Genomic DNA, 26,935 nt, shown 5'->3' on the forward strand with positions numbered 1-26,935 from the left:
ACCCACTCGTTACAAGCGCAAATCAGATTTATCTTTTTCTAAAACATGTTTAACATCGTATAAAACATGCTTTACTTTACCATATGAGCGAATTCTTTTTGCTCCCCACTCCTTAAATTCGGAATGATCAACAGCTAGAACTATTGCATCATAAACCCCTTCAGAAAGCGTTGAAGTTAAACGTATTCCATATTGTCTAAAAACTTCTTCAGAGTTAGCCCAGCTATCATAGACATCAACATGCATATTAAAACTCTTGAGCTCGTCTACCATATCAATAATCTTAGTATTTCGAACATCAGGACAGTCACCTTTGAAAGTGAATCCTAAAATCAAAACCCGCGCTTCATCAATGTGGATTTTTTTCTTACTAACTGCCTTAACTAACTGCGTTGCCGTGTACTGTCCCATTCCATCATTAATACGTCGCCCTGCAAGAATCACTTCAGGCTGATAACCAACCTCTTTTGCTTTATATGTCAAATAATATGGATCAACACTTATACAATGGCCACCAACCAAACCCGGTTTAAACGGAAGAAAGTTCCACTTTGTACCAGCTGCCTCTAACACTTCTTCTGTATCGATCCCTAAAATATTAAATATTTTTGCAAACTCGTTTATTATCGCAATATTCAAATCCCTTTGTGTATTCTCTATGACCTTAGCAGCCTCCGCCGCTTTTATTGAGCTTGTCTTATGCGTACCAGCTGTAATGATTGAGGAATACAGTTCATCAACATAAACCGCAGTTTCAGGCGTAGAACCAGATGTTATTTTTTTTATTTTTGTTAAAGTATTTACTTTATCACCCGGGTTAATTCTTTCCGGACTGTAGCCAGCAAAGAAATCCGTATTAAATCGTAAACCACTACCCTTCTCTATAATTGGGATACAAACCTCCTCTGTTACACCTGGATATACAGTCGATTCGAAAATCACTATATCCCCGGGTGACACAACAGTTGCCAACATTTCCGAAGACTTACGCAAGGGAGTCAGGTCAGGGGTATTATTTTCGTCAATAGGAGTTGGCACAGTAACAATATATACGTTTGAATCCGCTAATTCTTTCAGAACATTGGTATAAGTAAGATACCGAGCTGATTTCAGATCGAGATCCGAGACCTCCAGCGTTGAATCATGCCCCGTTACCAGCTCATCTATTCTAGCCCTATTTATATCAAAACCAACCACCCGGTTTTTCTTACCAAATTCTACCGCTAAAGGCAGCCCCACATAGCCAAGACCAATAATAGCTATCTTCGTTTGTTCTGTTGATTTAAACATAGGAATACTTTCTTTTTCGCGATACCAAAAACACTTAGAGTACGCTACAAAAACATTGTTTAAGGAAAACGGACGCTACTACTTTCACCAAACACCTGCCAAAAACCCTCTTTGACACTAAGAAGATCAGCGTTCAAATTCCAGTTTCATCCTTTACGTACAGTTTCCAAATTATCCAGAAACCACTCATATGTACTTTTCAACCCCACTTTAAGTTCAATAGATGCTTGCCAACCCAGATTTCTGAGCCTTTCAACATTCATTAATTTTCGAGGCGTACCATCAGGTTTTGTCGTATCCCAAATAATCTCCCCTTTATATCCAACCACATCCGCAACAGTCTCTGTTAATTCCCTGATTGTACAGTCAATTCCAGTTCCAATATTGATGTGGGACTGCATCATTTCGGTATGTTTTGAATAAGAATCTATATCAAGATTCATAACATGAACTGTACCTTCTGCCATATCGTCAACATGAAGAAATTCTCGCATTGGGGTACCACTACCCCAAGCAATCACTTTTGATTTTTCACTTTCCTTTGCTTCATGAAAACGGCGAATCAGTGCTGGTATCACATGGGAATTTTCAGAATGAAAATTATCCCCAGGCCCATAGAGATTAGTGGGCATCACGGAACGATAGTCACGGCCGTACTGACGATTGTAGCTTTCACACAATTTTATTCCCGCGATCTTCGCTATTGCGTAAGGCTCATTTGTTGGCTCCAGAGCACCAGTAAGGAGCATTTCCTCCGTCATTGGCTGACCAGACGACCTGGGATATATACATGATGACCCCAGAAAAATAAGCTTTTGTATTCCTGCTCTATGAGCTGCATCTATCAAGTTTGCTTCAATCATCAAGTTGTCATATATGAATTCAGCTGGATAAGTATTATTTGCATGAATTCCACCAACTTTTGCTGCTGCGAGATAAACTTCATCGATTGAATTATCCGTAAAAAACTCACGAGCCTGTTTCTGGTTTGTAAGATCTACCTGGTCTCGTGTCGCTGTAACAAGCTCAATCAAAGAATCTTTTTCTAACTTACGGCAAATGGCGCTACCTACCATACCGCGATGCCCTGCAACGTAGACCTTTTTCATAGTCAATTAACGTCCCTCTTCAATCGAGACAGGAATATCATGACCACTGGATTTCAAAAAAGCATGGCGTTGGGCAATTTTGAGATCTTCTGTCACCATCTCTTCGCACATTTCTCGCACTGAAATTTCTGGAAACCAGCCTAATTTTTCCTTCGCGTTTGAGGGATCGCCCAGAAGAGTTTCAACTTCTGCAGGCCTGAAATATCGAGGATCAACCTGAACCACCACATCTCCTTCCTTCAAAGCCGGAGCATTTCCTCCCTCAATTGAGGCAACAATTGCCTTTTCGTCTTTTCCTTTACCTTCAAATTTAAGAGTGATCCCAAGCTCCTCTGCTGACCATTGGATGAACTGACGAACTGAATATTGCACCCCAGTAGCAATCACAAAATCTTCAGGCTGTTCTTGCTGTAACATCATCCACTGCATACGTACATAATCTTTAGCATGTCCCCAGTCTCTAAGCGCATTAAGATTACCCATAAAAAGGCAGGACTCCAGACCTTGGGCAATATTAGCCAGTCCCCGCGTAATTTTACGTGTTACAAATGTTTCTCCTCGACGAGGAGACTCATGGTTAAATAGAATGCCATTACAGGCGTACATTCCATATGCTTCTCGATAGTTAACGGTAATCCAGTAAGCATAGAGTTTTGCAACTGCATAAGGTGACCGGGGGTAGAAAGGTGTTGATTCTTTCTGTGGGGTTTCTTGCACTAAACCATAAAGCTCTGAGGTAGACGCTTGATAGAAACGAGTTTTACTTTCAAGACCTAAGAATCGAATTGCTTCTAAAAGCCTTAATGTCCCCATTGCGTCAACATCAGCAGTGTATTCTGGTGATTCAAACGACACTGCCACATGGGACTGAGCGCCTAGATTATAAACCTCGTCTGGCTGCACTTCCTTAATAATACGAGTAAGATTCGAAGAATCAGTCAGATCTCCGTAATGAAGAATAAAGTTAGCATTGTCGACATGTGGATCTTGATAAATGTGGTCAATACGCTGCGTATTGAAAGATGATGCTCTTCTTTTTATTCCATGAACCTCATATCCTTTTTCTAACAAGAATTCAGCCAAATAGGATCCATCTTGACCTGTAACTCCCGTAATTAAAGCTTTTTTTTTGCTCATTATTCACGCACGTCCATATTTATCTTCAAATCTAACTATATCATCTTCATCTAGATAGGAGCCTGACTGAACCTCAATTAACTCCAGAGGAATTTTGCCCGGATTTTCTAACCAATGCACACAACCCACAGGCAAATAAACTGATTCGTTCTCAGTTAAAATGATCTCTTCGCTATTTCTTCCTACTCTGGCGGTACCTGACACGACAATCCAATGTTCGGCACGATGATGATGCATCTGCACTGAAAGCTTATTTCCCGGTTTTACTGTAATTCGCTTAACCTTGTACCTTACCCCGTGGTCAATTGAATCATACTTACCCCAAGGACGGTAAACTTCTCGATGCAATTCACATTCCGAGCGCTTTTCAGCTTTTAACTGTTCAGTGATTTTTTTCACATCCTGAACATCCTCTTTGGCAGCAACTAATACCGCATCTTTCGTTTCTACAACTACAACGTTAGACACCCCGACAGTTGCAACTAACTTACTGGTAGACCGTACGAGGGAATCACTCGTGTTGTGGTAAATCACATCCCCCATTATGACATTACCATTGGTGTCTTTTTCTGTCACATCCCAAAGAGATGACCAAGCACCGACATCATTCCAGCCAACATGTAAAGGAACTACAGCAGAGGAATCAGAATTTTCCATTACGGCATAGTCAACAGATTCATTCGGACAGGCCCTGAAGGCATCCTCATCAATTCGAACAAAGTCAAGGTCAGGGGTAATAGTTGCAACCGCTTGCAAGCAAGCTTCAAGTATCGATGGCCGATATTTTTCTAACTCTTCTATATAGCGGGAAGCTTTAAACAGGAACATTCCGCTATTCCAAAAATATTGCCCAGAATCCACATAAGCTTGTGCTCGTTCCTGATCGGGTTTTTCAACGAACTCTGCCACTTTATAACCATCACCTTCAGGAGCGCCGCGACGGATGTAGCCGTACCCCGTTTCCGGATCCGTTGCAACAATTCCAAAAGCCACCAATGCCCCCTCTTCAGCGAGCACTTTCGCTTTTAGTACCTGCTGACGAAAAGTAGCAGCATCTTCAATAACGTGATCCGCAGCCAGCACAAGCAACAAAGGATCTTCGTCATTTTTCAAGGAATTTAACGCAGCCAGCGCTATAGCAGGAGCAGTATTACGACCAACAGGTTCAAGAAGTATGTCTGCAGTGATGTTAAGTTCCCGAATTTGTTCCGCAGCAATGAATCGGTGCTCTTCGTTACATATAATCAGCGGTGATCCATCACTGATTTCAGACACACGCTCTATGGTTGTCTGAAGCATTGTTTTCTCACTAGTAAGCGGCAAAAACTGCTTAGGATACAAGGAACGAGAGAGGGGCCACAGTCGCGAACCAGAACCACCAGCCATGATTACAGTCTTAATCATATATCCTTAGTCTCTTTGTCAATGTAACAATCCAAAGGAATCACAAATACTCCATATTATATTTATATCAATCCAGATTGATGAATAAGACTACCTTCATGGAGCGACAGGTAATAAATAACCTAAACCCTGATTAGGAATAAGATCCTATGTTCGATTTTCGGAGAGGGCATTGTATCTTGACTAGTTAGAATGCTCTACATACGAAACCAAACTAATACGGACAGGACAACTAGTGGCACGAGTCATCGCACTCCTCCATTTTCATGGTTGAAATAGATTAACCTTAATTCAGGACGACCCTCACAAACCTTCTGAAAATTTCCAAAATCACTTTATGATGTTTATCAAGGTTAGTTGGAAAAAACCGTCCCACAATCTGATACTACTTTCCAATTTCAGAAAGGCCTAAAATAGCAATCACTTAGATCTTCTAACTCATAGAGCTTTTTATCAGATCAACCAATAAGACATTTTTCCGGAAGAACGTTATGTTGCTAACGTTATAACTTTTACGCGGACCTTCATGCATAATATTAGAAATGCCTTAATTAGATGGTGCAAGGACAATAGCCCTCACTGCGCCACATTTGACGACATCTACTTCAATCCAGGTGCAGGCGCAGATGAAAGCCGTTACGTTTTTATCGATGGTAACCGCCTTACCGCTGAGTCTTTCCCGCCTGATCAACAGACGTTAATTATTGCCGAAACAGGTTTTGGCAGCGGGCTTAATTTCCTGGTCACCGCCAAGCATATTCTAGATTCATCGGCCGTCCCTCCTAATCTGCATTACCTTTCTGTCGAAAAACACCCCTTAACCAAAGAGGATCTGCTGAAGGCTCTTAGTGCCTGGCCTGAATATTCTGAACTTGCAGCGCTGTTGCATACTCAGTACCCACCCGCTGCCGCTGGCTACCACCAACTCAATTTCGCTGAAGGGCGCATTAAACTCACCTTAATGTTTGGCGACGCCGCCGAATCATTCTCCCGCCTCGAAGGGCAGGTAGACGCCTGGTATCTTGATGGTTTCGCACCGGCAAAGAATCCGGACATGTGGAGCCCGGAGCTGTTTCAGCAGATGGCGCGACTGAGCCATCCGGGAACGACTTTTTCTACTTTCACCGCCGCAGGAGTGGTTCGCAGGGGCCTTAAAGAGGTCGGGTTTGATGTTCGAAAGCAAAAAGGGTTCGGGCGTAAGCGGGAGATGCTGGTTGGCAGCTATGTTGGCCCAAAACCGGAGCACCGGGAAGGTAAACCCTGGTTTAAGCTTCCTGCCTCCAACACAAAACCAGAGGCGGTTACAGTTATTGGTGGCGGGCTCTCAGGCTGCTCTACCGCCTGGTCTTTGGCCCAGCGGGGTATTAAGGTCCGGTTGATTGAGAAAGAATGTGAGCTTGCTACCGCGGGCTCCGGCAACCGACAGGGGGCGCTGTATGCGAAGCTTCCGGTCAGCTGGACTCATCAGGGCGAACTGCATCTGACCGGGTTTCTGCACTCGGTCAACCTGCTTAATCATTTAGATCCTGAACATACGCTCTGGTCTCAGTGCGGGGTGATACAGTTAGCTACCACAGAAAAAGAGCAGCAACGCCAGCAATCGATGCTGGCACAGGGGCTCTATCCGGATTCACTGGTCAGCTATAGATCAGCAGGGGAGCTATCTTCGATCGCAGGCAGCCGGATCGAATCACCAGGGCTGTTTTTCCCGGACGCAGGCTGGGTGTCGCCCCGCGATTTCTGCCACCAACTGACTACCCATCCTGATATCGAGATAGCCCATGCCGAAGTTGCCTCCATTTCAAGACAACAGGAACATTGGCAGATAGACACTGTAACGGATCAGTCTTTCGCCGCCAGCCATCTGATTATCTGCAACGCCGAGTTAGCCAATCGTTTCGAGCAAACTGCCCACCTGCCCCTCAAACCCATTCGCGGGCAGGTTTCGATCACTCCTGAGTCAGCCATAGACCCAAGTTTGCAGACGGTCGTTTGCGGCGAAGGGTACATCTCTCCGGCACAGGAGGGGCGCTTCTGCTTCGGCGCAACCTTTGATCTTAAAGGGAAAGAGCGCAATGTTACACTTGAGGACCATCAGCACAACATCTCGAAGTTAAGTGAAGCGCTGCCGGATATCGCTGCACAAGTATCAGACGTTCAGGATCAACTCGAAGGCCGCACTGCTTTTCGCTGCAGCACACCTGACTATATGCCGATGGTCGGGCCTGCGCCGGTCGCCGATGCATTTATCGAAACCTTCGCTCAACTGCGTAAAGACCGTAAGTGGCAGTTTGGCAATGCAATCCCGGAGCATCACCCCAACCTTTACATCAACACCGGCCACGGCTCCAAAGGTCTGATCACCTGCCCTATCAGCGCAGAACTTCTTGCTGGAATGATATGCAACGAGCCACTTTTGCTACCTAAGCCGGTGATTGATACTCTGAACCCGGCACGGTTTATCATAAAGAACCTGATCAGGCAGGCGATATAGTGCTATAGGAAGATTTGCATATTCCTCTACTGCAGATTTATATTGGACCTACAGGGACAGCGGGAGCAATTATGGCACTCTACGTCTACGATCACGGCTATCGTATTCAGACCCCAAAAGAAGCGCTTTTCCCCAAGCGGGGTGTCAGTTCGCTTACGGAAAGCCGTCCTGCCCATCGCAGTGCCGATATAGAAGACAAGCTGCATGCCGACGGGGAAAAATTTGTAATCCCCGGCCCGGCTAAACAGGCCGAAAAGAAAGACAGTGCCAGCCGTGCATACAATGAGCATGCGAGAAACCAGCACGATGAGGGCGAGCAACCGCGTTTGACCGTCGCCAACATCATGGTTTCCCCGGTACACAGTATTGCTCCGGGGACTACCATCAGCGCAGCCTGGAAGCGGATGCAGAGTTTAGAGATAAGCCATCTGATTATCAGCGAAGCCGATGATCGACCACTGGGTCTGGTCGCCAGAGCTGATCTGCAACAGGCCGGTACCGACTCCATTCAGCCAGTTGCAACCGTCTATGATAAAAAACTGATCGCCGCCACCCCGGAAACACGGGTTCAGGATGTGGCGATCAACTTTATTGAGAATGATATCAATGCGATACCGGTTGTGGATAAAGAAGACAAAGTAATCGGAATCGTCTGCCGCACCGACCTGCTCCGTTTGCTGGTCAGTGGCCCCCATCTCGAACGCTGGGTTTAGTACCTCCCGGAAGATTCGGTCGCCCGGCTGATTCCGCAGGTATATCCGGTTCTGATTTAGCGCCAAACAACCCGGCAATAAAACGAAAGACCTTCTTCACACCGCGCCAGATTTTCGGCAACAGCCAGATCAACAGCAGAATGAACACGACCAGCGCCGCGAGAAACCAGATGGGATGATTCAGCGCGGCCCACAACCCGCCGAGTACCATCAGATCCTCGCTGATTGAAGCGGTCCAGTTAGTTACCGGCTCAGGGGAGGTATTGATCAACACCCGGGAGCCGGCCTTCGCCGCGTGGCTGCCGGCGGCCAGTGAGCCCCCACCAGCGCTGCTGCAATCTCTACCGCGGGTGTCATGTCCCCCACAGCGCCGGCAGCCAGAGCAGCACCGGCGGGTATGCGAATAAAGGTATGCAGGGTATCCCAACCGGTATCCACCCCGGGGACTTTGTCGGCAAAAAATTCGACAAAATACATAAAGCCCGCGGCCATCAGCACCAGAGGATCACTGACTACCTGCAGCTCTTCAGGGAGGGCAATATGCCCCATATTATTGAGCACACCGAGCATCAGCACGGTGGCATAAAGATTGATCCCACTTGCCCAGCCCACACCCATGGTCAGGGCGACTACACCAACGATCTGTTCAAGCTGATCCATAAAGTACCTCGTCGCAAAAGGCCCGCTAAGAACAGCCGGAGCCTTACAAAAGTTCTTTAGGCACTATATTACAAAGCCCTGTACTTTCGCTGAACAGGATCACTGCCTGCCCGGAGCTGAGCTGTCGGCTAACCTGACTGACCTTCTCTTCCAGGCTCATCTCCTGCTCGCCGTAATCGGTACCGTCCCGGCTGACAAATTCCTCGATCAGCGCTCGTAATGTTTCGGGCTGCAATGCCTCTGGCGGAATCTGCATACCCGTGACTACCAGAACTTAAGGCTGTTAAACCAGCCTTGATCTCGCCAGAGCTGTGTACATCCCTGTAACTCGCGATTCCAACGGGTCGCACGCTGCGCCACCGCTTCGGCCTGACGCTGCAGTTCAGGAAACTGCCCAGGCTCCAGCCGGTGCAGACCACCATGCCCCAGTCGCAATGCAAGGTAGTGGCTGGCCGCATCATCCCAACTGATGCCATTTCTGTCACGACTCTGACGGCTGAACCAGCCAATAAAATCCACCGCATCTTCTGGCATATAGGGCGATGCATCCCAACGCTCACTGCGAATCCGATACTCATCCCAGTCTGCGGCACGGGGCCGGACATGCTTTTTGTCGAGATCAGACAGCGGCAGCTCAAGCAGTGCCAGACTCAATGCCATCGGCGTCCCGTAGCGCTGCTGATTGATCACCACCGGCTCAAGCCAGCGCTCTTCATCATCCAGCTCCTCACAGATCTGTATATGATGTGACGGCTTTTCAGGGCTGCCAGAACAACCTGCCAGCATCAGCAACGTCAGCATCGCAGTTAACGGCCAGACTATAGTTTTCATCACAGATTGATTCCCTGCTCTGCGAGAAAGGCGATAAACCCTTCCTCGTCCATGGTTGGAATATCCAGCTCGGCCGCTTTCTTAAGTTTAGACCCGGCACCGGGGCCCGCCACAACACAATCGGTTTTCGCCGACACGCTCCCGGCCACTTTGGCACCCAGTTCCAGCAAGTAGTTTTTCGCTTCGCTGCGCCCCATCTGCTCCAGCTTACCGGTCAACACCCAGGTCTTACCTGACAGCACCAGACTCTCTTGCGCTGCTTTCTCTATGGCTTGCCAATGTACCCCTGCTTCCTGCTGCAAAGCCTCAATCACTTCCCGGTTATGACCCTGAGAGAAGAAATTAACAATATGCTTAGCAACAATAGGCCCGACATCCGGCACCTCCAGCAAGGATTCCTCATCGGCAGCCAGTAATGCTGGCAGATCCCCAAAGTGCTGCGCCAGCGCTCTGGCGGTAGCTTCACCCACCTCGCGGATACCCAGCGCGTAAAGGAAACGAGGCAGTTCGGTTTCCCGACTGGCCTCAATCGCAGCCACCAGATTCGCAGCCGACTTAGGCCCCATGCGTTCCAGTTTTGCCAGCGATTCGGCGGTTAACTGATACAGCCCCGCCGGATCATGTAACATATCGAGATCAACCAGCATCTCAATCAGCTTATCGCCCAAGCCATCGATATCCATCGCCTTACGCGAAGCAAAATGTTTCAACGCTTCTTTACGTTGGGCCGCGCAGTACAAACCACCCGTACAACGGGCGACCGCTTCGCCCTCCAGCCGCTCGACACCCGAATCACACACCGGACACCGCTCTGGCGCAATCACTGCCTGAGTATCGTCCGGACGCATCTCATGGATCACACGGACCACCTGAGGAATCACATCGCCGGCACGGCGGATAACCACCTGATCACCGGCACGCACATCCAGCCGCTCAATCTCATCCATATTGTGCAGGGTTGCATTAGAGACGGTCACCCCGCCCACAAAAACCGGCTCAAGACGCGCTACGGGGGTAACCGCACCGGTGCGTCCGACCTGAAACTCAATAGCCCGAACCCGGGTCATCTCCTCCTGCGCCGGAAACTTATGAGCAATTGCCCAGCGGGGTGCGCGGGAGACAAAACCCAATCTCTGCTGCAGCCCCAGATCATTTACCTTAAAGACCACACCGTCAATTTCATATGCCAGCTGGTCACGCAGGCCGCTGACCTTCTCATAGTAAGCCAGACAGCCTTCAACTCCCTGCACCACTTCAAGCAACGGGTTCAGCTTAAAGCCCCAGCCCTGAAGTTGCTTCAGAATATCAGCATGTTTCTCAGCCAGCTCACCACCCTCGGCGATGCCGATACTGTAACTGCACATCTCCAGTGGGCGGGAAGCCGTTATTTTCGGATCAAGCTGACGCAGGCTTCCGGCCGCGGCATTGCGGGGATTAACAAAAGCCTTCTGCCCCTGAGATAGCGCTCGCTGGTTGAGTTCAGCAAAGCCCTGCCGGGGCATATAGATCTCACCGCGCACCTCCAGACGATCCGGATAATCATGGCCACTGAGTCGCAAAGGGATGGTTGGAATGGTTCGCACATTGAGCGTGATATCCTCGCCGGTTGTTCCGTCCCCCCGGGTTGCACCACGCACCAGCACGCCCTTTTCATACAGCAGGCTGACAGCAATACCATCCAGCTTGGGTTCACAGGCATACTCAATCAGGGCCTCGGCGCCCGAATTAAGGCGATCCACAATACGTCGGTTAAACTCCGACATATCTTCGGCATCGAAGGCGTTATCCAGTGACAGCATTGGCAGCTCATGGCGAACCTGACTGAAGACCGACAGAGGCTGCGCACCGACCCTTTGCGTGGGCGAATCAGGACTGATCAGCTCAGGATGTTCCTGCTCTAATGCTTTCAACTCGCGGAACAAACGATCATATTCAGCATCCGGAACCTCCGGATCATCCAATACGTAATAGCGATAGTTATGATGGTTGAGCTGCTCACGGAGCTGCTGAATCTGTTCTTCGATTGACACGATGATACTCGGAAAAGATAAGAAAGCGCGGCTTATCGGCCACGCTTTTTCAGGGTTTGCATTTCAAAATCCCGGACACGTTGCCGGTAATGTTCCATGGTCTGGGTACGCAGAACGGATCGGTTCTCGTCGAGCATTTCGCCACCCAGGTGTTTAGCGACGGTCTCAGCGGTTGCCAGCATACACTCAAAGGCTTCCATCACATCATCCGGCTCTTCCATAGACATAAAGAACATCACCGCACGGGTACTCAGGGATGCAGGATTGAATTCATCAAAGGTACCGGGCGGCAGAGCATTAGCCATACTGAACTGAACAGCACTCTCACCCAGATCCTGTTCAAACCGGTGATAGATATCCATCTCGCCAAAGGTCATGCCACAGGCTTCAACCACCTTTTTCAGCATCGGCCCGTTGAACTCAGCTTGCTCTTTAGAAATAACCGAAATCACCAGTACATTCTCTGGTTCCGGCTCCTGCACACGCTTACGGCGACTGACCCCTGAAGAGGGCTCTGCCGGCACCGCTGCAGCTGCTGGAATTTCTGCCTCCACCTGCTGCTCAGGTGCCTGCTGATCCCATGCCTGTGTTTCTTCAGGCTGTGGAGTAACGGACTGAGACTCAACGGATTCTGCAGGCGCACGGCGAGCAGTATAGTCTGTTTCGGGCTGCAGGTTGCTTGCTGTGCGGACCGATTGCAGAGGCTCATCGTCGAGGGCTGAGCCCAGTTGCAGGTTGGCAAAAGGATCTTCTGCGATATTCTCAGACGCTGTCGTCTCAGAGGAGAACCGGTCTCTGGCCTGTTCAGTAACCTGAGTGGCCGCCGGGGGCTCAACAAACGTCTCCCGGGCGAGCGGCTCGGAGCTTATCGCCTGCTCCGGTATGGGTTCAGGCTCTGGCTCTGGTTCCGGTTCTGGAAAGTCCAGCGCCAGCGGCTGCTGCAGATCAGGCTGATCCGATACCGGGGCATTTTTCTCAACCCCCGCCAGATCCAGTTGCGGGAAGGGCTCTTCTTCCTCATAACCCGAAGGATCAGCGTGATCCGGCTGATCCATCTGTTGCATCAGCTCAGTAATCGGTTTTTCAAAGTCGATCTCCTGCGCCGCCTCTTCAGGCACCAGTTCCGGTTGCCAGCCCTGATGCTGCGCGACAGGCTCTTCAGGTTCTTGCTGAATCTCAACGTCGAATGCTGGCTCTGGCTCTGGCTCTGGCTCTGGCTCTGGCTCTGGCTGTTCAGTCAAATCCAGCTCCGCCCCCGTGTACAGTGCGTCAGACTGTTCAGCCTCTGCAGGCTCGAAATTCACATCTGCCAGAGGATCATACTCTTCGGCTTCCACGCCGCTGTTAAGCGGAGCGTCTTCCTCAGCCATCACCGTCTCAGTGACGATTTCCTCACTCATGGGCGCGGCTTCGGCGACCGCATCGGTCTCTGGCAAATCCGCATGCAGTTCAGAAAGCTGTGAAGGCTCTGATGGCGCTGAAGGCTCTGAAGGCTCTGAAGGCTCTGAAGGCACCTTAGCATCTTGCGCAGTCAATGGCGCTTCAGGTTCTTTGGCAGATTCTGTTTCAGCCAGTAATGCCGCAGATTCAGTCTCAGTGGAGATTACAGGCTCAGTCGCTGCAATCGTCTCTTCAGATTCAACTTGAGCGGCTTTTTCTTCTACCGGTTCGTCAAGCGTGCCAACCGGATCGGTCAGGATTGATTCCGGCTTCGGAATTTCCTCAGGTTCTCTGTCATCATAAACCTCAGAAAGCACCACAGGTGCCGTATCAGGTTCCTCTGCCGCTGGCAGCTCTGATTCAATGTAAGGTTCTGGTTCTGTTTCCGGCAGCGGCTCTCTTTCAGCCCTACTGACCACACGAGCAGGGCCAATAATGCCATCGTCATCCCTGTCATCCAGCGGTTTCAGAGTGGCCTCCGGCTGCGCTAAACGAGTGGCTTCGGTCAGTTCTGTTTCACTGAAACCGGGATTGCTGACCGTTCTGGCTGCACCGATAATGCCATCATCCATATGCAGATCATCACGCCAGTCCGCAGCAGGCTCAGGCGCTCGGCCTGATACCGATGGAGCAGGCGTGAAACGGGGCTCGGCCTGAATCTCTGGCGCGGAGGTTCGGGTTTGGACAGGTCGTAGCTCTTCATGAGCAGATGCAGGCACCGGCTTCGATGGCTGCAGGTCAGGTTCAATCGAAGGACGGTGATCAGAAAACAGAGGATCACCCTCGAGGGTGACCTTGCGGGCACCACCCCCGGGCAGTTCAGGGTTAAAACTTTCACCCTCCTCAGTGGGCAGATCAACAAAGTTTTTATCAATGTTCATCTTCAGACGGTTACGACCGCTTTGCATACGGCGCCAACCATCCAGGATTATCAGCAGAATGAGAATCACCCCACCGATAATCAGCCACTCCTTAAGACTGAGTTCCATGTGCCTAGCTTCGCCCCTGTACCTTTTATTATGTCGTTTCTACCCAACTATAAAAGAGCCGGTATTATTCGACAACTTTATCAATAACCAGCGTGACAGGCTCGTTTATTTCAGCCACGGTTACCGGGCCGATCAGACCATACAGATCGCCTTTCTGCTGCTGCGGCTGTCCTGAGGTCGAAATACGGGCCGAGAGTTCGACACCAGAAGCGGATGACAGGCGCTGCTGTGGCACCATCGCCATACTGTCGTCCAGAATCACTTCTGCAGGCAGATCCGCCACGGTCAGACGCACGGCTGCCAGCGGCATCCCCCCGCCTTCAGCGCGGGCAAAAACAAACACAATCTGATCCGGGTTCAGTCCCGCTTTCAGTTCTTCGCTGATCGATACATTCAGGGCCACCGAAACGTCAGCCAGTTCGGGGATTTCCGGAACCTCTTTACCCTGCGCCAGCAGGGCATCACGCGCACGGCGAACTCCACCACGCAGCGTCTCAGCAGTCTGGCCTTCAGCATTACGCAGTGCCTTTAACCAGTGCTCCAGCGCAAGCTCATAGTTCTCCTGCTCATAAGCATCAATCCCCAGCAATCCCAGCGCAGCAATTTCGAATGGCTCAATCGCCAGAGTTTTATCAATCTGGGTTCGTACTTGCGGGGTCATTTTGCTGTCAGCGGCAAAAAACAGCGCCTGGGCATACTGCCCCATCACGCTCGGGTACTGCGGAGCTTCTTCCGGCAGCAGGTCTAACACCTGTCGGAAGCCTTCAGCGGCCTGAGTAAAACGCCCCTGATTCATATAGGTCGTCGACAACAGGTACCAGCCTTCCGGGTTTTCGGGGTGCAGCTCAAGCTCTTTCTCCAACTGAGCAATCGCCTCTTCCAGTGTGGGCTGACGACCATTAAAAGGATCAGCCGGCTGTTGCAGAGATAATTCCAGATCCGCAGAGCGCCCCAGAACAGAATACAGGCCGATACCCGCTACAGGCACCAGCATTGCCAGAATCGTCACCGTGATCAGCACCTGTGAAGTAAGTGCAAGCTTACCTCCGGAGGTTGATTCACGTTTAACATCAACCAGCAGGTTCCGCTCCAGCTCGGTCTTCAGTGCAGCGAAATCTTCCTCTTCCAGATTGCCTGTGCTTTTTTCAAGTTCAAGCTCAGCCAGACGTTCCCGGAAGATCTCAATATTCTGCTGCTCACGGTCTTCACTCAATTCCAGACCTATCTGCCTGCGCGCACGCAAAAACGGCAGAAACACAAAAGCGATCGCGAGCATACTCAGCAGCGCGATCCCTATCCATAACTCAATCATTTAGATTCATCATCCTGCAAAATATCTTTTAAGCGCTGCTCTTCTGCGTCGGTCAGGTGGGTTTCCAGATCTTCACCACTTTCACTGACCCGCTTACGCCGGCGCGCCACCAGGATAATTACAACAATCCCGATCAGAGCCAGACCAAAAGGGCCATACCACAACAGGTAGGTCATCTGGTTTACCGGCGGACGATACAGTACAAATTCACCATAGCGCGCTACCATAAAATCAACGATTTCAGTGTTATCGTTACCCGCCTGCAGCATCCGGTAAACCTCACCGCGAAGATCCTCCGCAATCGGCGAATTCGAGTCCTGAAGATTCTGGTTCTGACACTTCGGACAGCGCAGCTCGAAGGTCAACTGACGGAAACGCTCCCGGGTTTCTTCATCTTTGAACTCATACGTATCAATCGCTGCCCATGCGCTCAGTGGCAAGCAGAACAAACAGATTAAAATCAGTTTCTTCATTGCATGCTCACCTGCTGACCTGACTTTAACTGATCCATGATGGTTTTCAGTTGCTGCCAGACCTTCTCATCCACGACACCGACATGCTTATAGCGAATAACCCCCGCCGCATCGATCACGTAGGTTTCCGGTGCTCCGTACACACCCAGATCGAGACCGAGGCCACCTTCCGGGTCAAAAACGTTCAGAGCGTAAGGGTCGTGATAATTCTGCAACCAGATCTTCGCTTTCTGCCGGTCATCCTTATAGTTAATACCGATGACCTTATAGCCTTCGGCTTTGATCTGGTTCAGTTGGGCATGCTCCTGCTTACAGGATGGACACCAGGTAGCCCAGACATTGACCAGAGCCGGCTCACCCGTCAAATCTGTTTCATTGAGTGTTTTTTCCTGATCGTACAGGGAGCTGAGTTCAAACTGAGGAAACGGTTTGTTCAGCAGCGCTGAGGGCAGTTCAGTCGGATCCAGCTGCAAACCACGCCAGAGAAAAATACCGATTCCGATAAAAACAAGCAGAGGAATAAATAATACTAAACGACGCACAATCTCTCTCCAGACCAATCAGGCAGCAGCCGCTGCCCGTTTTCCCTGTTTGCGGTAACGCGGATCAGTCGCTGCCAGCAGTCCGCCCAAAGTCATCAGCAGTCCACCCAGCCACAACCAGCGCACGAAGGGTTTATGCTGTACCCGCACCGCCCACGCACCACCTTCAAGTGGTTCACCCAGCGCCACATACAGATCACGGGTCAGACCCGGATCAATGGCGGCTTCAGTCATTACATTGCCACGGGCGGTATAGAGACGCTTCTCCGGATACAGTTCACCGTAGGCTTTACCGTCTTTCAACACCCGCAGACGGGCCTGATCCGAAACATAGTTAGGCCCCTCAACCTTGCGTGCACCGTCGAAGATAAACTCATATTGCTTGAAGCTCAGCTTATCCCCCGGCGCCATACGCAGATCACGCTCTTCGTTATACACCGTGACCAGCGTCATACCGACCACCGTTACGGCCACACCGATATGCGCCAGCACCATGGCGTAGTAGCTTCGGGAGAGTCCCGTAAGGCCGGCCAGTTTACTGCGCTTTTTCGCAATTTTATTCCAGATATCCCGAGCCGATACCAGCACAATCCAGAACACCAGTACCATGCCCATGCTGACAATCCAGTCAAACTCGCCGCCGTACAGCATCGGGAACGCCAGTGCCAGGCCCACCGAAAGTACCAGAGGCAAGAGCAACTGAGCACGCAGAAGTGAACCCTGCGTGGTACGCCAGCGTGAAACGATACCCAACCCCATAAAACCGACCATCACCGCCATAAGCGGCACAAACAGGGCATTGAAGTACGGCGGGCCTACAGAAATTTTGCCCATACCCAGCGCATCGATCAGCAGCGGGTAGAGCGTACCCAGCAGCACCATCATCGCCACCACTACCAGCAGGACGTTATTTCCCAGCAGGAAAGTCTCCCGGGAGATCAGGCTGAAACTGGATTCGCTTTTTACATGCGCTGCCTTGATCGCATACAGCAGTAATGAGCCGCCGATGGTAATCGCCAGCAGCGCCAGAATGAAGTAGCCACGTTCCGGGTCAGTCGCGAACGCATGCACCGAGGTCAATACACCGGAACGAACCAGGAAGGTGCCCAGCAGACTCAATGAGAAGGTAAAGATCGCCAGTAACACGGTCCAGCTCTTAAAAACTCCACGCTTTTCTGTCACTGCAAGGCTATGCACCAGTGCGGTACCCACCAGCCAGGGCATGAAGGAGGCGTTTTCAACCGGATCCCAGAACCACCAGCCGCCCCAGCCAAGCTCGTAGTAAGCCCACCAGCTCCCCAGAGCGATACCCAGCGTCAGAAAGGCCCAGGCGACAACAGTCCAGGGCCGGGACCAGCGGGCCCAGGCCGCATCAAGCCGGCCACTCAGCAGCGCGGCAATAGCAAAGGCAAAGGCCACCGAGAAACCAACATAACCCATATACAGCATCGGTGGATGCAGAATCAGACCGATATCCTGCAACAGCGGGTTAAGATCCCCCCCTTCCTGCGGGAAACGGGGTAAATGACGCTCAAACGGACTTGAGGTCAGCAGTGTAAAGAGAATAAAGCCCACACCGATGATGCCCATAACCGACAGAACCCGAGCCACAATATCCTGTGGCAGGTTGTCACTCTTGACCGCGACAGCCCAGGTCCAGCCACCAAGAATCACCACCCACAACAGCAGTGAACCTTCATGCCCACCCCAGATCGCACTGATCTTGTAGTGTATCGGCAGTGCTGTATTGGAGTTCGTGGCCACATAGACCACAGAAAAATCATCAGTGACAAAGGCGTAACCAAGGCAGATCAGACTGACCATCAGGAAAGCAAACATACCGGTAGCCAGAGGCCGGGCAAACGCCATCCACAGCGGATTATTGCTGTAAGTGCCTGCCAGCGGAATAACGGACAGCAGAGCGGAAAGGCAGAGCGCCAGAATAAGTGCGTACTGACCTAATTCAGGAATCATTTATTGTATACCTCAGCGGCCGGCTGGGGCATTTTTCCGGCCTTCTCCAGCGCTTCAGCCACTTCAGGTGGCATATAGTTTTCATCATGCTTAGCCAGCACTTCAGTTGCCTGCAGATGGTTATTCTCATCCAGCTTGCCCTGAGCAACGATTCCCTGCCCTTCACGGAACAGATCCGGCAGAATGCCGGTATAGTGCACGGTCATGGTGCTTTCGTAGTCGGTCAGATCAAACTGAACCCGGAGACTCTCCTGATCCCGCACGACACTGCCTTCCACTACCATACCTCCGGCGCGAATACGGGTATCCTGCGGTGCATCCCCTTTGGCGATGTCGGTCGGTGAGTAGAACAGATTAATATTCTGGCTCAATGCAAACATGGTCAGACCGACCGCTGCACCGACACCAAACACAATAAATAAAACAATAATCAGACGTTGTTTACGCTTGGGGTTCATGAAGACTTTTTCTCCCTCCGCAGGCGGCGTGCAAGGTCAGAGATGACTTTCTTTCTTTGCAGCACCGGGCTCACAATATTAAAAACAATAACAAGTAACGCGATGGCATAACTTAACCAGACATAGAGGCCGTGCCCCCCCATCGCAATAAAATCGGAAAAACTATCAAAACTCATATTCAGATTCCTCAGCGTTTTTCCAGTAACTCTCGAACCCAACTGGCACGACGTTCCCGGTAGAGAATTTCGTTACGGGTCCGCATCATCAGCGAGACGGAAAACAAACAGTAAAAACCGATCACCATCACCAGCAATGGCACCCACATCTCGGCAGGCATTGCCGGACGCTCAGTCAGTTTGAACGTTGCTGGCTGGTGTAACGTATTCCACCAGTCCACTGAATATTTAATAATCGGGATATTAACCAGACCCACCAGCGCCAGCACCGCTGAAGCACGGGCGGCGGTCGTCTCACTCTCAATCGCAGAGTTCAGTGCAATCACGCCCAGGTAGAGAAACAGCAGAATAAGCATCGAGGTGAGGCGCGCATCCCAGACCCACCAGGAACCCCAGGTCGGCTTACCCCAGATTGCCCCGGTAGCCAGAGCCAGTATCGCAACCGAGACCCCGATCGGGGCGCAGGCTTTGGCGACCATATCGGCCACTTTCATTTTCCAGATAAGACCGATAGCACCGGCGATGGCCATCAACATGTAGCAGGATTGCGCCAGAATAGCGGAAGGGACGTGGATATAGATGATACGAAAACTATTACCCTGCTGATAATCGGCCGGAGCAAAGGCCAGCGCCCAGACCGTACCCGCAACAAGAAACAGCAGCGCTGCAACGACAAAGCCCGGCAGCAGCTTGCCCATGATTTCATAAGACCAACGCGGTGAAGCCAGTTGATAAAACCAGCGCGGCATCCATTTTTTCTTATCACTCATAACAACCTAACTTATCCGCTTACCGAAATTCTTAATGCAGCCCCGATCGCCAGGGGCGCCATAACCATACCCAACGCCAGCATTGCGCCCAGCAAAGCAAAAAAACCAGCCAGTGGCAGCCCGGTTACTGCTGCCTGTACGGCAGCGGTACCGAAAATCAGCACCGGAATATACAGCGGGAGTACCAGCAGCGAAATAAGCACACCACCTTTTCGCAATCCCACCGTGAGTGCCGCACCTATCGCACCGATCAGGCTCAGAGTGGGCGTACCCAGCAACAGACTGAGCATCAGCCCGCCCATTCCCTCAGAGGGAAGAAACAACATCACCCCCAGAAGCGGGGCCAGCAACGTCAGTGGCAGGCCACTCATCATCCAGTGTGCCACGACCTTGGCCAGAACAATCACAAAAAGAGGCTGCGGACTGAGCAGGGTTTGCTCCAGCGTGCCATCCTCAAAATCTGAACGAAACAGGCTGTCCATCGACAGCAGCGTGGCCAGCAACGCAGCCACCCAGACCACGCCGGGAGCAACCTCAGCCAGAAAATCGGGTTCCGGACTGACCCCCAGAGGAAACAGGGTCGCAACCATCAGGAAAAAGATCAGCGGGTTAAACAGATCACTCTTTTTCCTGTAGGCCAGCATCAGATCACGCTTAAGCACGGCCCAGAATAAACCCTGTGCAGAGCTTTCAGGCTGATTTGACTGTTCATTTGTCACTGTCTGATCCATTAAGTTCCCGCCAGTTCATCAAGATTAATCCGACGGATATGATCGCCGACAGCCAGTTCATGGTGGGTGGTCAGGACAACACTGCCGCCACGACGGGCATGCTCCAGAATCAGTTGCTCTTTCTCAGCCACGCCCTTCTTATCAATGGCGGTAAACGGCTCGTCAAGAATCCAGAATCGGGCTTTGCTCAGATAGAGTCGAGCCAGACTGACACGGCGGTTCTGGCCCGCGGACAGGGTATGACAGGGAACATCCTCATAGCCTTTGAGGCCTACCCGCTGCAACGCATTGGCAATCGCCTCGCGTTCCATACCCGGGTGCATCGCTGCATACCAGTTGAGATTTTCTTCCGGAGTCAGAACCGCTTTCACACCCGGATGGTGACCAAAATAGAGCAGGTCACGCTGAAACTGTTCACGCACATCCGCAATCGGTTCACCCTGCCAGAAGATATCGCCTTCGTAGTTACTGGAGAGACCGCTGAGAATTCTTAACAGGGTGGTTTTGCCGCTGCCATTCTGGCCTTCAATCTGAATCACCTCACCCGGCTCAACAGAAAAGCAGAGATGCTCAAACAGGACACGCTCGTCACGTTCGCAAAAAAGATCTTCTACCTGTAACAGCGCTGTACTCAAACCGCCCCCGAAGCACATTTTTATATCACCCTTCACCTTATTGCGCAGGCCGAAGAGTTAAATATCAGTGCCTTAAACTATACTTTTAGCCGGATCTGCCGATAACCAGAGAACCTGTGAATAAGACCTGTCAGTGCTCTGTAAGCCTTGAAATCTGTAGTCACAAGGCTTGTTCTCAGGTTCCAAAGGCGGTGATTATATACGATTATCCAATAGCGCTGCACTGTTGAGTTACTTTCCAAAAGGCTGATTAGCGTCCTCATTTAGCACAACAGTCACGCCGAATTGATACAGATCATCACAACACCGCTCAACGCTGCGCTACCGAGGTTACCACGTGCTACCACAACTCCCGGCCATTCCGCTGCAAAGCACCAGCAACAGCAGCGATTCGACCCAGAACCTGAACCGGCTGCTTCCCGTCGGACAGAATGTCAGCGCCACGGTGGTCGCCGTCAGCCGTGATCAGATTCAGCCTGAGATCTTTCGCCTCAAGCTTGAGGTTAATAACCGGCTGATTCAGATGGGCGTATTTCAGGCACTGCCGGTAGGACAGAAGATCAATGTTAACCGCCAGAGTGATGGCCAGATCCAGATTCAGGTCAATCCCCAACCCACCACTGCCGGCAGCAGTAACCGTACCGAAGGGGCTAACAACACCCCGCTGCCACAGCCCCCGGCTCAACCCGCCAGCTCAGGCAGCACGGAAAGAAATCGCCCCAATCTGCAACTCAGCCTGCCAGCCGGCAACAGTGCCAGCAGCGCAGAAAAATTACCTCTGGAGCAACGGATTCAGGCAGCTGTGATCAGCAGCCGGCCGGTTTACCCACCCCAGACCGGTAACAGCAACGCCGCCCCTGCATCCAGCCCGGCTCCGGCGGCATCGACAGCCCCCACTGTAACGACAACGCCTGTAACGACAACCAACACTGCAGCAGCGCAACTTCAGCCATCGGCACCGCCTACGCCTCCACCGCCAGCAAGCGGCAGCGCAAACAGCAATCCGGCCCCTGCTCAAGCCAGCAACCCGGGTATTCAGAGCAGCACTCCACCCCAGCCTCAGCCCGCTCCACCTGCAGCCACGACAGCCAACAGCCCAGCATCTTCTGGCGCATCGATTCCGGCACAGCCGGCAAACACAGCAGCTAACCCACCACCCGCTAACAACCCGGCTATCGCTTCAGCGACGACAAACAACAGAACAGAAGCCGCCCAGAACCCGATAAACACTGCGCCGCCTAAAGTGGCACCAACCCCCACAGACAATAGCCGTGCTGCGGGTCAGAGCGCCACTGCTGAACGTCTGCCCACCCCGCCCGGTACACTGCCAAGCCATCACCGGATCAGCCTGGCCCTGCCTGATGGCAGCAAGGTTGAACTAAACTCTCCACGCCCGTTGCCACAGGGAACTCAGGTGCAACTGCTGCGCAGTAACGATCAGACCGTTCAGGTAGTACGCATGCAGGAGCCGCCCTTATCTCCGGCCAGCGCTCTGGATAAGCCCGGCGTACAGGAGATCATGCGCAATGCCCTGCCGAACCAGATTCCGGCGGGTAATGCCTTCAATCAACTGGCCCAGATCGCTGGCACGGATACCGCTCAGGCCACCCAAATAGGCAGCGTTGTACGCTCCATGCTGCAACTGTTTGGCGTATCTCCCGGCAGTCAGGAAGCGCCACAACAGATTCGCCAGAACGTTGAGTTGGGTGGTTTGCAAACCGAACGCAGCCTGAGTCAGAACCTGCGATCTAATACCCTCGATATGAAAAGCCAACTGCAGCAACTGCAACAGCTTGCAGACAAATTACCTGAGGAGCAAAAGGAGCGTTTCGAGCAGATTCTTCGCGGCATTCATTCCCGGGTTACCAGCCAGCAGATCGGTTCGCTACAGCAATGGCGCGAACAACCCGACGGGAGTTTTGAACGTGTGCTTCAGTTTGACCTGCCAATCAAACAGGGGGAACACTGGGAGAATCTGGAACTGCGACTAAGCCGTGAAGGTGGCGCCAATGCCGCGGGGGAGATTGTATCTGTCTGGCGTGTAAGGCTGCATTTTGATCTGGAAGAACAGGGCGGCGTCGATGCAGAGATCCGACTGACGGACGGCCATGAGATCAGCACGCTGTTCTGGTGTGAACAACCGGAAACGGCTGATAAACTCAGACAACGCTCTGAGGAATTCTCTGAACGGCTACGCCAGTGTGGCTTCAATAATACCGAGGTTAGCTGGCATCAGGGCAACGCACCGGAACAGAAACAGGTAATTCAGAAACAACTGGTTGATCTGCACACATGAAATTTTCCCGCCCCGATGACAGTGACGAACAGCGGCAGAAAGCCATCGCCCTGAAATATGATCAGGCGATGGGTCGCGCGCCCCTTATCGTGGCCAAGGGCATGGGTGAGATCGCCGAGCAGATCATCAGTCTGGCCGAGGAACATGGCGTTCACATTCACGAAAGCCCGGAACTGGTGGAGGTATTAATTCGTCTGGAACTGGGCGATGAGATTCCGGAATCATTGTACCGGGCGATCGCTGAAGTGATCGCGTTTGCCTTCAGTCTGAAGAATGATCCCCAGTCACTGGTTCAGGAAGCCCTCAAGAACAGCCAGCGCTGAGATTTTCCTGTTTACGGGTAAAGGAGTTCGGTTACCGCGCGCGCGAGGCACCGACAAGAAACCTTTTCGGCGCGTTACAAAGTATGTTTGCGGCAGAAGCCAGCTAGCGATCGCTGCCCAGAGACTGATGAGGCGCATGCAGCTCTTTATGCAGCAGCGCCATCAGCTCAGCTTCAGGCCGGCCGATCCCGCAATTCTGCACCAGATCGTCCACATCCGCGCCCATCTCCATCAGACGGGTAGCCTGATTATAAGCCAGTGCACTCGGATCACGGTTCTCCAGCTCGAGCTGTTTGTCTGCGGTCAGATTCAGTTTCTGCTCAACCTCAATCAGACGACGCCCCATGCCGATAGAGCTGTTAGTCATGGCCTGAATCTCATTACGCAATACATTGATCAGGGCCTGATGACGACGCTCATGCTGGCGTAAACGGCGAAACAGGACAAAACAGGCCACTGAAGCGCCCAGCGCCAATAAAAGTAAAAGCAAAGTAATCCAGGTTGCTGCCATGCTCGGTCCTAATTCGTGCTCAATCAGAAAGCCTGATCAAACTGTTTCATCAGCTCAGGGATATCCAGAATTGCGCATCGCTCTTCCATGTATGTACCCCGCAGCCATTTTCGAGGGTTATTACTGCCGGCCCAGGAGACTTTATCCGCCGGTATACGAACCGATTTGACCAGCTCATCACAAGCCAGGGCCCAATGCCGTCCCTGCAAAATAATTAACTCATCGTAACGAGCCAGCTCCGGCTTATAACGCTCAGGAATCAGCCACAGTGCCGTATCGATCACATTAGTTTCTGAGGTCATACCGCCAAAACGCCCCAGACACCAGTCATGGGCCGCATCCAGCGTCAGTGAAACTGAACTCAGGTGAACCGCGCCTTCAACATAATCGAACGGAATCGCGAGATTAAGGCCGTGCATACGGATCAGCACGCAGTTGATCTCACGACCGGCCATATCCGGTGATAGATTTTCTGCTACAGCCTCTTCAGGCTCAGCTTGTGCCGCCAGTTCCGGCTCTGGCTCTGGCTCTGGCTCTGGCTCTGGCTCTGGCTCTGGCTCTGGCTCTGGCTCTGGCTCTGGCTCTGGCTCTGGCTCTGGCTCTGGCTCTGGCTCTGGCTCTGGCTCTGGCTCTGGCTCTGGCTCTGGCTCTGGCTCTGGCTCTGGCTCTGGCTCTGGCTCTACAGCAGCATATTGATCTGCCGCCTCAATACCAGCGCTATTTTCAGAAATTTCGGCGTCGGGTTCAGCACCCTCTTCCACGGCCAATTGCTGCTTAATCGCAGCGATTTCTGTCTCGGTATCGATACCGGCATCCGGATCAGACAGCAGAGATTCCAGATAATCAAATACCAGCTTCTGAACGCCGTGAACCTCTTCTGTACCGTTCTGCTGTGGATTCTTATCGGACTTGGTCATAGAACCTCCTGCTTCTGACGTTCAAGCAGAGACCGCAGCAGCCGGGCGTAAGAGTGAACCCCCCGGCTACCGGAGTCCATCACAGAGGGGACAAGCCCCTGAATACTGGCATTACGGAATTTGGTATCAACCGGAATCACAGCGTTTGAAATCTCATTCGGATAGTTATGATGCAGCTCACGCAGACTGCTCACGGAGGCCTGCGTTCTGCGATCATAAAAAGTAGGGATAATGGTAAAACTGAGTTTTTTACTACGCGCCCGGTTAATCATATTGATCGTGCGAATCATCCGTTCAAGGCCTTTGAGGGCCAGAAACTCGGTCTGAACCGGTACCAGCAGATGCTGACAGGCAGCCAGTGCATTAACCATCAGAACGCCGAGCACCGGCGGACTGTCGATCAGCACATAGTCATAGCGATCCCGAACATGTGCCAGGGCTTTCGCTATCTGTAAGCCCATCCCTTCTGCACCAACCGCTTTACGCTCCAGCGTCGCCATAGCCGTAGAGGCCGGAATCAGTTCAATGCGGCCATGACTGGTCTTCAGCAACAGATCAGTAACATCCTCTTTATGCACCTTGCTGCTACCCTGAAACAGGTTATAAACGCTGTCTTCCAGCTCGTCAGGATCGTAGCCGAAGTAACTGGTCAGCGAGCCGTGCGGGTCGAGATCGACCAGCAACACCCGATAACCAACCTCAGCCAGCAGACCTGCGATCGTCACTACGGTTGTTGTTTTGCCGACACCACCTTTCTGGTTGGCAACAGACCATACATGCATTTATCTATCTTCCTGTTGTAACAATTCAGGTTCCGGACGTCTGAATAATACACCACCGTCACCGGTTTCGACCTGTTCAATCACCGGCAACGCCTCCTCTTCGGGCGAAGCGAGCACCGTTGACACTGCATCAGCACTGACCTGCTGGCTACCGAATGAAGAAACGGCCCGGCGTACTTTTTCATCACGGGAAACCACAATCAGCACCCTGCGGTTAAGGCGCTGTCCCGCTTCAGTCCGGTTACTGTAAGCCGGCTGATATTCACCATAGCCTACTGCAGCCATCCTTTCCGGTTGTACACCAAACTGTGCCAGCAAACGTACTACCGTCGCCGCCCGGGCAGCGGAGAGCTCCCAGTTTGACGGATACACCGAATTGGAGATCTGCTGGTTATCGGTAAAACCCTCTACATGGATCGGGTTCTTCGTCTCTTTAAGGATCAGCGCAATCTGTTCAAGCAGCTCGTCAGCCAGGACATTAGGTACCGCACCACCGGAATCAAACAGCCGGGTGGCGCGCAACTCAATGGTAAACCAGAGGTCATTACCGGTCACTCTGATCTGCCCGTCGGATATCAGCTTCGAAAAACCCACCTCAAACGCCTGTTGCAAGGCGCGGAGTGCATCCGTTTCTGCCTGATCCGGCGGTGCTATTTTAACTTCCGGGGCATCCTCATCAGCCACCCCGCCACGGAAAATACCGGCACCTGACTTACTGCGCCCCAGCCCGTCACCATCGACTGAATCTGCGCTCGGATCGCCACCTACAAACACCCCGGACAACGCCTCAGCCAGGTGTTTGTATTTTTCTTCGTTCACCGAAGAGATCGCATACATCACCACAAAAAAAGCAAACAGCAGGGTGATAAAGTCAGCGTAGGAGATCACCCAACGATCATTGCGGATACTCTCTTCAACCTGCCGACGTCTGGGCATAA

At 51.7% G+C, this 26,935-nt stretch carries 25 protein-coding genes and 1 pseudogene; 4 read left to right on the top strand and 22 right to left on the bottom strand.

Annotation, left to right across the window (positions count from 1 at the left end; all coding sequences use genetic code 11):
* Positions 1-9 precede the first annotated feature (9 nt).
* The 4 genes from tviB to QUD59_RS04665 form a co-directional block, all read right to left on the bottom strand.
* Complete coding sequence (gene tviB / locus QUD59_RS04650; protein ID WP_286239910.1) at positions 10-1,290, bottom strand: Vi polysaccharide biosynthesis UDP-N-acetylglucosamine C-6 dehydrogenase TviB; 1,281 nt, start codon at positions 1,288-1,290, stop codon at positions 10-12.
* 146 nt (positions 1,291-1,436) lie between these two features.
* Positions 1,437-2,399: a GDP-L-fucose synthase gene (gene fcl / locus QUD59_RS04655; protein WP_286239911.1), complete on the bottom strand. Its 963-nt coding sequence runs from the start codon at positions 2,397-2,399 to the stop codon at positions 1,437-1,439.
* A 6-nt stretch (positions 2,400-2,405) separates the two neighbouring features.
* Entirely contained in the window at positions 2,406-3,536 is a 1,131-nt protein-coding gene (gene gmd / locus QUD59_RS04660) for a GDP-mannose 4,6-dehydratase (protein ID WP_286239912.1), read from the bottom strand.
* 3 nt (positions 3,537-3,539) lie between these two features.
* On the bottom strand, positions 3,540-4,940 hold the full coding sequence (locus tag QUD59_RS04665; protein ID WP_286239914.1) for a mannose-1-phosphate guanylyltransferase/mannose-6-phosphate isomerase: 1,401 nt from the start codon (positions 4,938-4,940) through the stop codon (positions 3,540-3,542).
* 526 nt (positions 4,941-5,466) lie between these two features.
* Here QUD59_RS04665 and mnmC point away from each other — a divergent pair.
* Together mnmC and QUD59_RS04675 are read left to right on the top strand one after the other, a co-directional pair.
* Positions 5,467-7,434 carry a bifunctional tRNA (5-methylaminomethyl-2-thiouridine)(34)-methyltransferase MnmC2/FAD-dependent 5-carboxymethylaminomethyl-2-thiouridine(34) oxidoreductase MnmC1 gene (gene mnmC, locus QUD59_RS04670; RefSeq protein ID WP_286239915.1) on the top strand — a complete coding sequence of 656 codons (1,968 nt, stop codon included), beginning with the start codon at positions 5,467-5,469 and terminating at the stop codon, positions 7,432-7,434.
* 71 nt (positions 7,435-7,505) lie between these two features.
* Positions 7,506-8,147 (top strand): CBS domain-containing protein, encoded by a 642-nt coding sequence (locus QUD59_RS04675; protein WP_286239916.1) that lies wholly within the window; start codon positions 7,506-7,508, stop codon positions 8,145-8,147.
* Here the strand turns inward: QUD59_RS04675 and QUD59_RS19240 are convergent.
* The 14 genes and pseudogenes from QUD59_RS19240 to ccmA form a co-directional block, all read right to left on the bottom strand.
* Positions 8,116-8,807 (bottom strand): annotated as a pseudogene (locus tag QUD59_RS19240) (DUF4126 domain-containing protein). The gene QUD59_RS04675 and the pseudogene QUD59_RS19240 sit on opposite strands and share 32 nt — an antisense overlap.
* Before the next feature lie 43 nt (positions 8,808-8,850).
* Entirely contained in the window at positions 8,851-9,063 is a 213-nt protein-coding gene (locus tag QUD59_RS04690) for a YheU family protein (protein WP_286239921.1), read from the bottom strand.
* A gap of 8 nt (positions 9,064-9,071) precedes the next feature.
* Positions 9,072-9,638, bottom strand: a complete 567-nt coding sequence (locus QUD59_RS04695; RefSeq protein WP_286239922.1) for a transglycosylase SLT domain-containing protein — start codon at positions 9,636-9,638, stop codon at positions 9,072-9,074.
* Positions 9,638-11,668, bottom strand: coding sequence for an NAD-dependent DNA ligase LigA (gene ligA, locus QUD59_RS04700; protein WP_286239923.1), 2,031 nt, complete (start codon positions 11,666-11,668; stop codon positions 9,638-9,640). Before ligA ends, QUD59_RS04695 begins: the two co-directional genes overlap by 1 nt.
* A 32-nt stretch (positions 11,669-11,700) precedes the next feature.
* Complete coding sequence (gene zipA, locus QUD59_RS04705; RefSeq protein ID WP_286239924.1) at positions 11,701-14,097, bottom strand: cell division protein ZipA; 2,397 nt, start codon at positions 14,095-14,097, stop codon at positions 11,701-11,703.
* A gap of 64 nt (positions 14,098-14,161) precedes the next feature.
* Complete coding sequence (ccmI, locus tag QUD59_RS04710) at positions 14,162-15,409, bottom strand: c-type cytochrome biogenesis protein CcmI (RefSeq protein WP_286239925.1); 1,248 nt, start codon at positions 15,407-15,409, stop codon at positions 14,162-14,164.
* Complete coding sequence (locus QUD59_RS04715) at positions 15,406-15,882, bottom strand: cytochrome c-type biogenesis protein (RefSeq protein WP_286239926.1); 477 nt, start codon at positions 15,880-15,882, stop codon at positions 15,406-15,408. The genes ccmI and QUD59_RS04715 overlap by 4 nt, the downstream gene beginning before the upstream one ends.
* Positions 15,879-16,424, bottom strand: coding sequence for a DsbE family thiol:disulfide interchange protein (locus QUD59_RS04720; RefSeq protein ID WP_286239927.1), 546 nt, complete (start codon positions 16,422-16,424; stop codon positions 15,879-15,881). Before QUD59_RS04720 ends, QUD59_RS04715 begins: the two co-directional genes overlap by 4 nt.
* A gap of 18 nt (positions 16,425-16,442) precedes the next feature.
* Positions 16,443-18,398: a heme lyase CcmF/NrfE family subunit gene (locus QUD59_RS04725; RefSeq protein ID WP_286239929.1), complete on the bottom strand. Its 1,956-nt coding sequence runs from the start codon at positions 18,396-18,398 to the stop codon at positions 16,443-16,445.
* On the bottom strand, positions 18,395-18,856 hold the full coding sequence (ccmE, locus tag QUD59_RS04730) for a cytochrome c maturation protein CcmE (RefSeq protein WP_286239931.1): 462 nt from the start codon (positions 18,854-18,856) through the stop codon (positions 18,395-18,397). The genes QUD59_RS04725 and ccmE overlap by 4 nt, the downstream gene beginning before the upstream one ends.
* Positions 18,853-19,032 (bottom strand): heme exporter protein CcmD, encoded by a 180-nt coding sequence (ccmD, locus tag QUD59_RS04735; protein WP_286239933.1) that lies wholly within the window; start codon positions 19,030-19,032, stop codon positions 18,853-18,855. The genes ccmE and ccmD overlap by 4 nt, the downstream gene beginning before the upstream one ends.
* An 11-nt stretch (positions 19,033-19,043) precedes the next feature.
* Positions 19,044-19,802 (bottom strand): heme ABC transporter permease, encoded by a 759-nt coding sequence (locus tag QUD59_RS04740; RefSeq protein WP_286239934.1) that lies wholly within the window; start codon positions 19,800-19,802, stop codon positions 19,044-19,046.
* Positions 19,803-19,813: 11 nt separating this feature from the next.
* Entirely contained in the window at positions 19,814-20,533 is a 720-nt protein-coding gene (gene ccmB / locus QUD59_RS04745; protein WP_286239935.1) for a heme exporter protein CcmB, read from the bottom strand.
* Positions 20,533-21,168: a cytochrome c biogenesis heme-transporting ATPase CcmA gene (gene ccmA, locus QUD59_RS04750; RefSeq protein ID WP_286239936.1), complete on the bottom strand. Its 636-nt coding sequence runs from the start codon at positions 21,166-21,168 to the stop codon at positions 20,533-20,535. Before ccmA ends, ccmB begins: the two co-directional genes overlap by 1 nt.
* 337 nt (positions 21,169-21,505) lie before the next feature.
* Here ccmA and fliK point away from each other — a divergent pair, with 337 nt between their 5' ends.
* Both fliK and QUD59_RS04760 read left to right on the top strand, forming a co-directional pair.
* Positions 21,506-23,464: a flagellar hook-length control protein FliK gene (gene fliK / locus QUD59_RS04755; protein WP_286239937.1), complete on the top strand. Its 1,959-nt coding sequence runs from the start codon at positions 21,506-21,508 to the stop codon at positions 23,462-23,464.
* Complete coding sequence (locus QUD59_RS04760; RefSeq protein WP_286239938.1) at positions 23,461-23,787, top strand: EscU/YscU/HrcU family type III secretion system export apparatus switch protein; 327 nt, start codon at positions 23,461-23,463, stop codon at positions 23,785-23,787. The genes fliK and QUD59_RS04760 overlap by 4 nt, the downstream gene beginning before the upstream one ends.
* Positions 23,788-23,890: 103 nt before the next feature.
* Here QUD59_RS04760 and QUD59_RS04765 read toward each other — a convergent pair whose 3' ends face one another.
* Genes QUD59_RS04765 through QUD59_RS04780 form a run of 4 tightly spaced genes read right to left on the bottom strand, consistent with a single transcriptional unit; the run spans position 23,891 to position 26,933 of the window.
* Positions 23,891-24,298 carry a DUF2802 domain-containing protein gene (locus QUD59_RS04765; protein ID WP_286239939.1) on the bottom strand — a complete coding sequence of 136 codons (408 nt, stop codon included), beginning with the start codon at positions 24,296-24,298 and terminating at the stop codon, positions 23,891-23,893.
* A 23-nt stretch (positions 24,299-24,321) separates the two neighbouring features.
* Positions 24,322-25,215 carry a chemotaxis protein CheW gene (locus QUD59_RS04770; protein WP_286239940.1) on the bottom strand — a complete coding sequence of 298 codons (894 nt, stop codon included), beginning with the start codon at positions 25,213-25,215 and terminating at the stop codon, positions 24,322-24,324.
* Positions 25,212-25,997, bottom strand: a complete 786-nt coding sequence (locus QUD59_RS04775) for a ParA family protein (protein ID WP_286239941.1) — start codon at positions 25,995-25,997, stop codon at positions 25,212-25,214. Before QUD59_RS04775 ends, QUD59_RS04770 begins: the two co-directional genes overlap by 4 nt.
* Positions 25,998-26,933, bottom strand: coding sequence for a flagellar motor protein MotB (locus QUD59_RS04780; protein WP_286239942.1), 936 nt, complete (start codon positions 26,931-26,933; stop codon positions 25,998-26,000). It lies immediately after the preceding gene.
* Positions 26,934-26,935 lie beyond the last annotated feature (2 nt).

This window comes from Neptuniibacter halophilus (assembly GCF_030295765.1).
Taxonomy (GTDB): Bacteria; Pseudomonadota; Gammaproteobacteria; order Pseudomonadales; family Balneatricaceae; genus Neptuniibacter; species Neptuniibacter halophilus.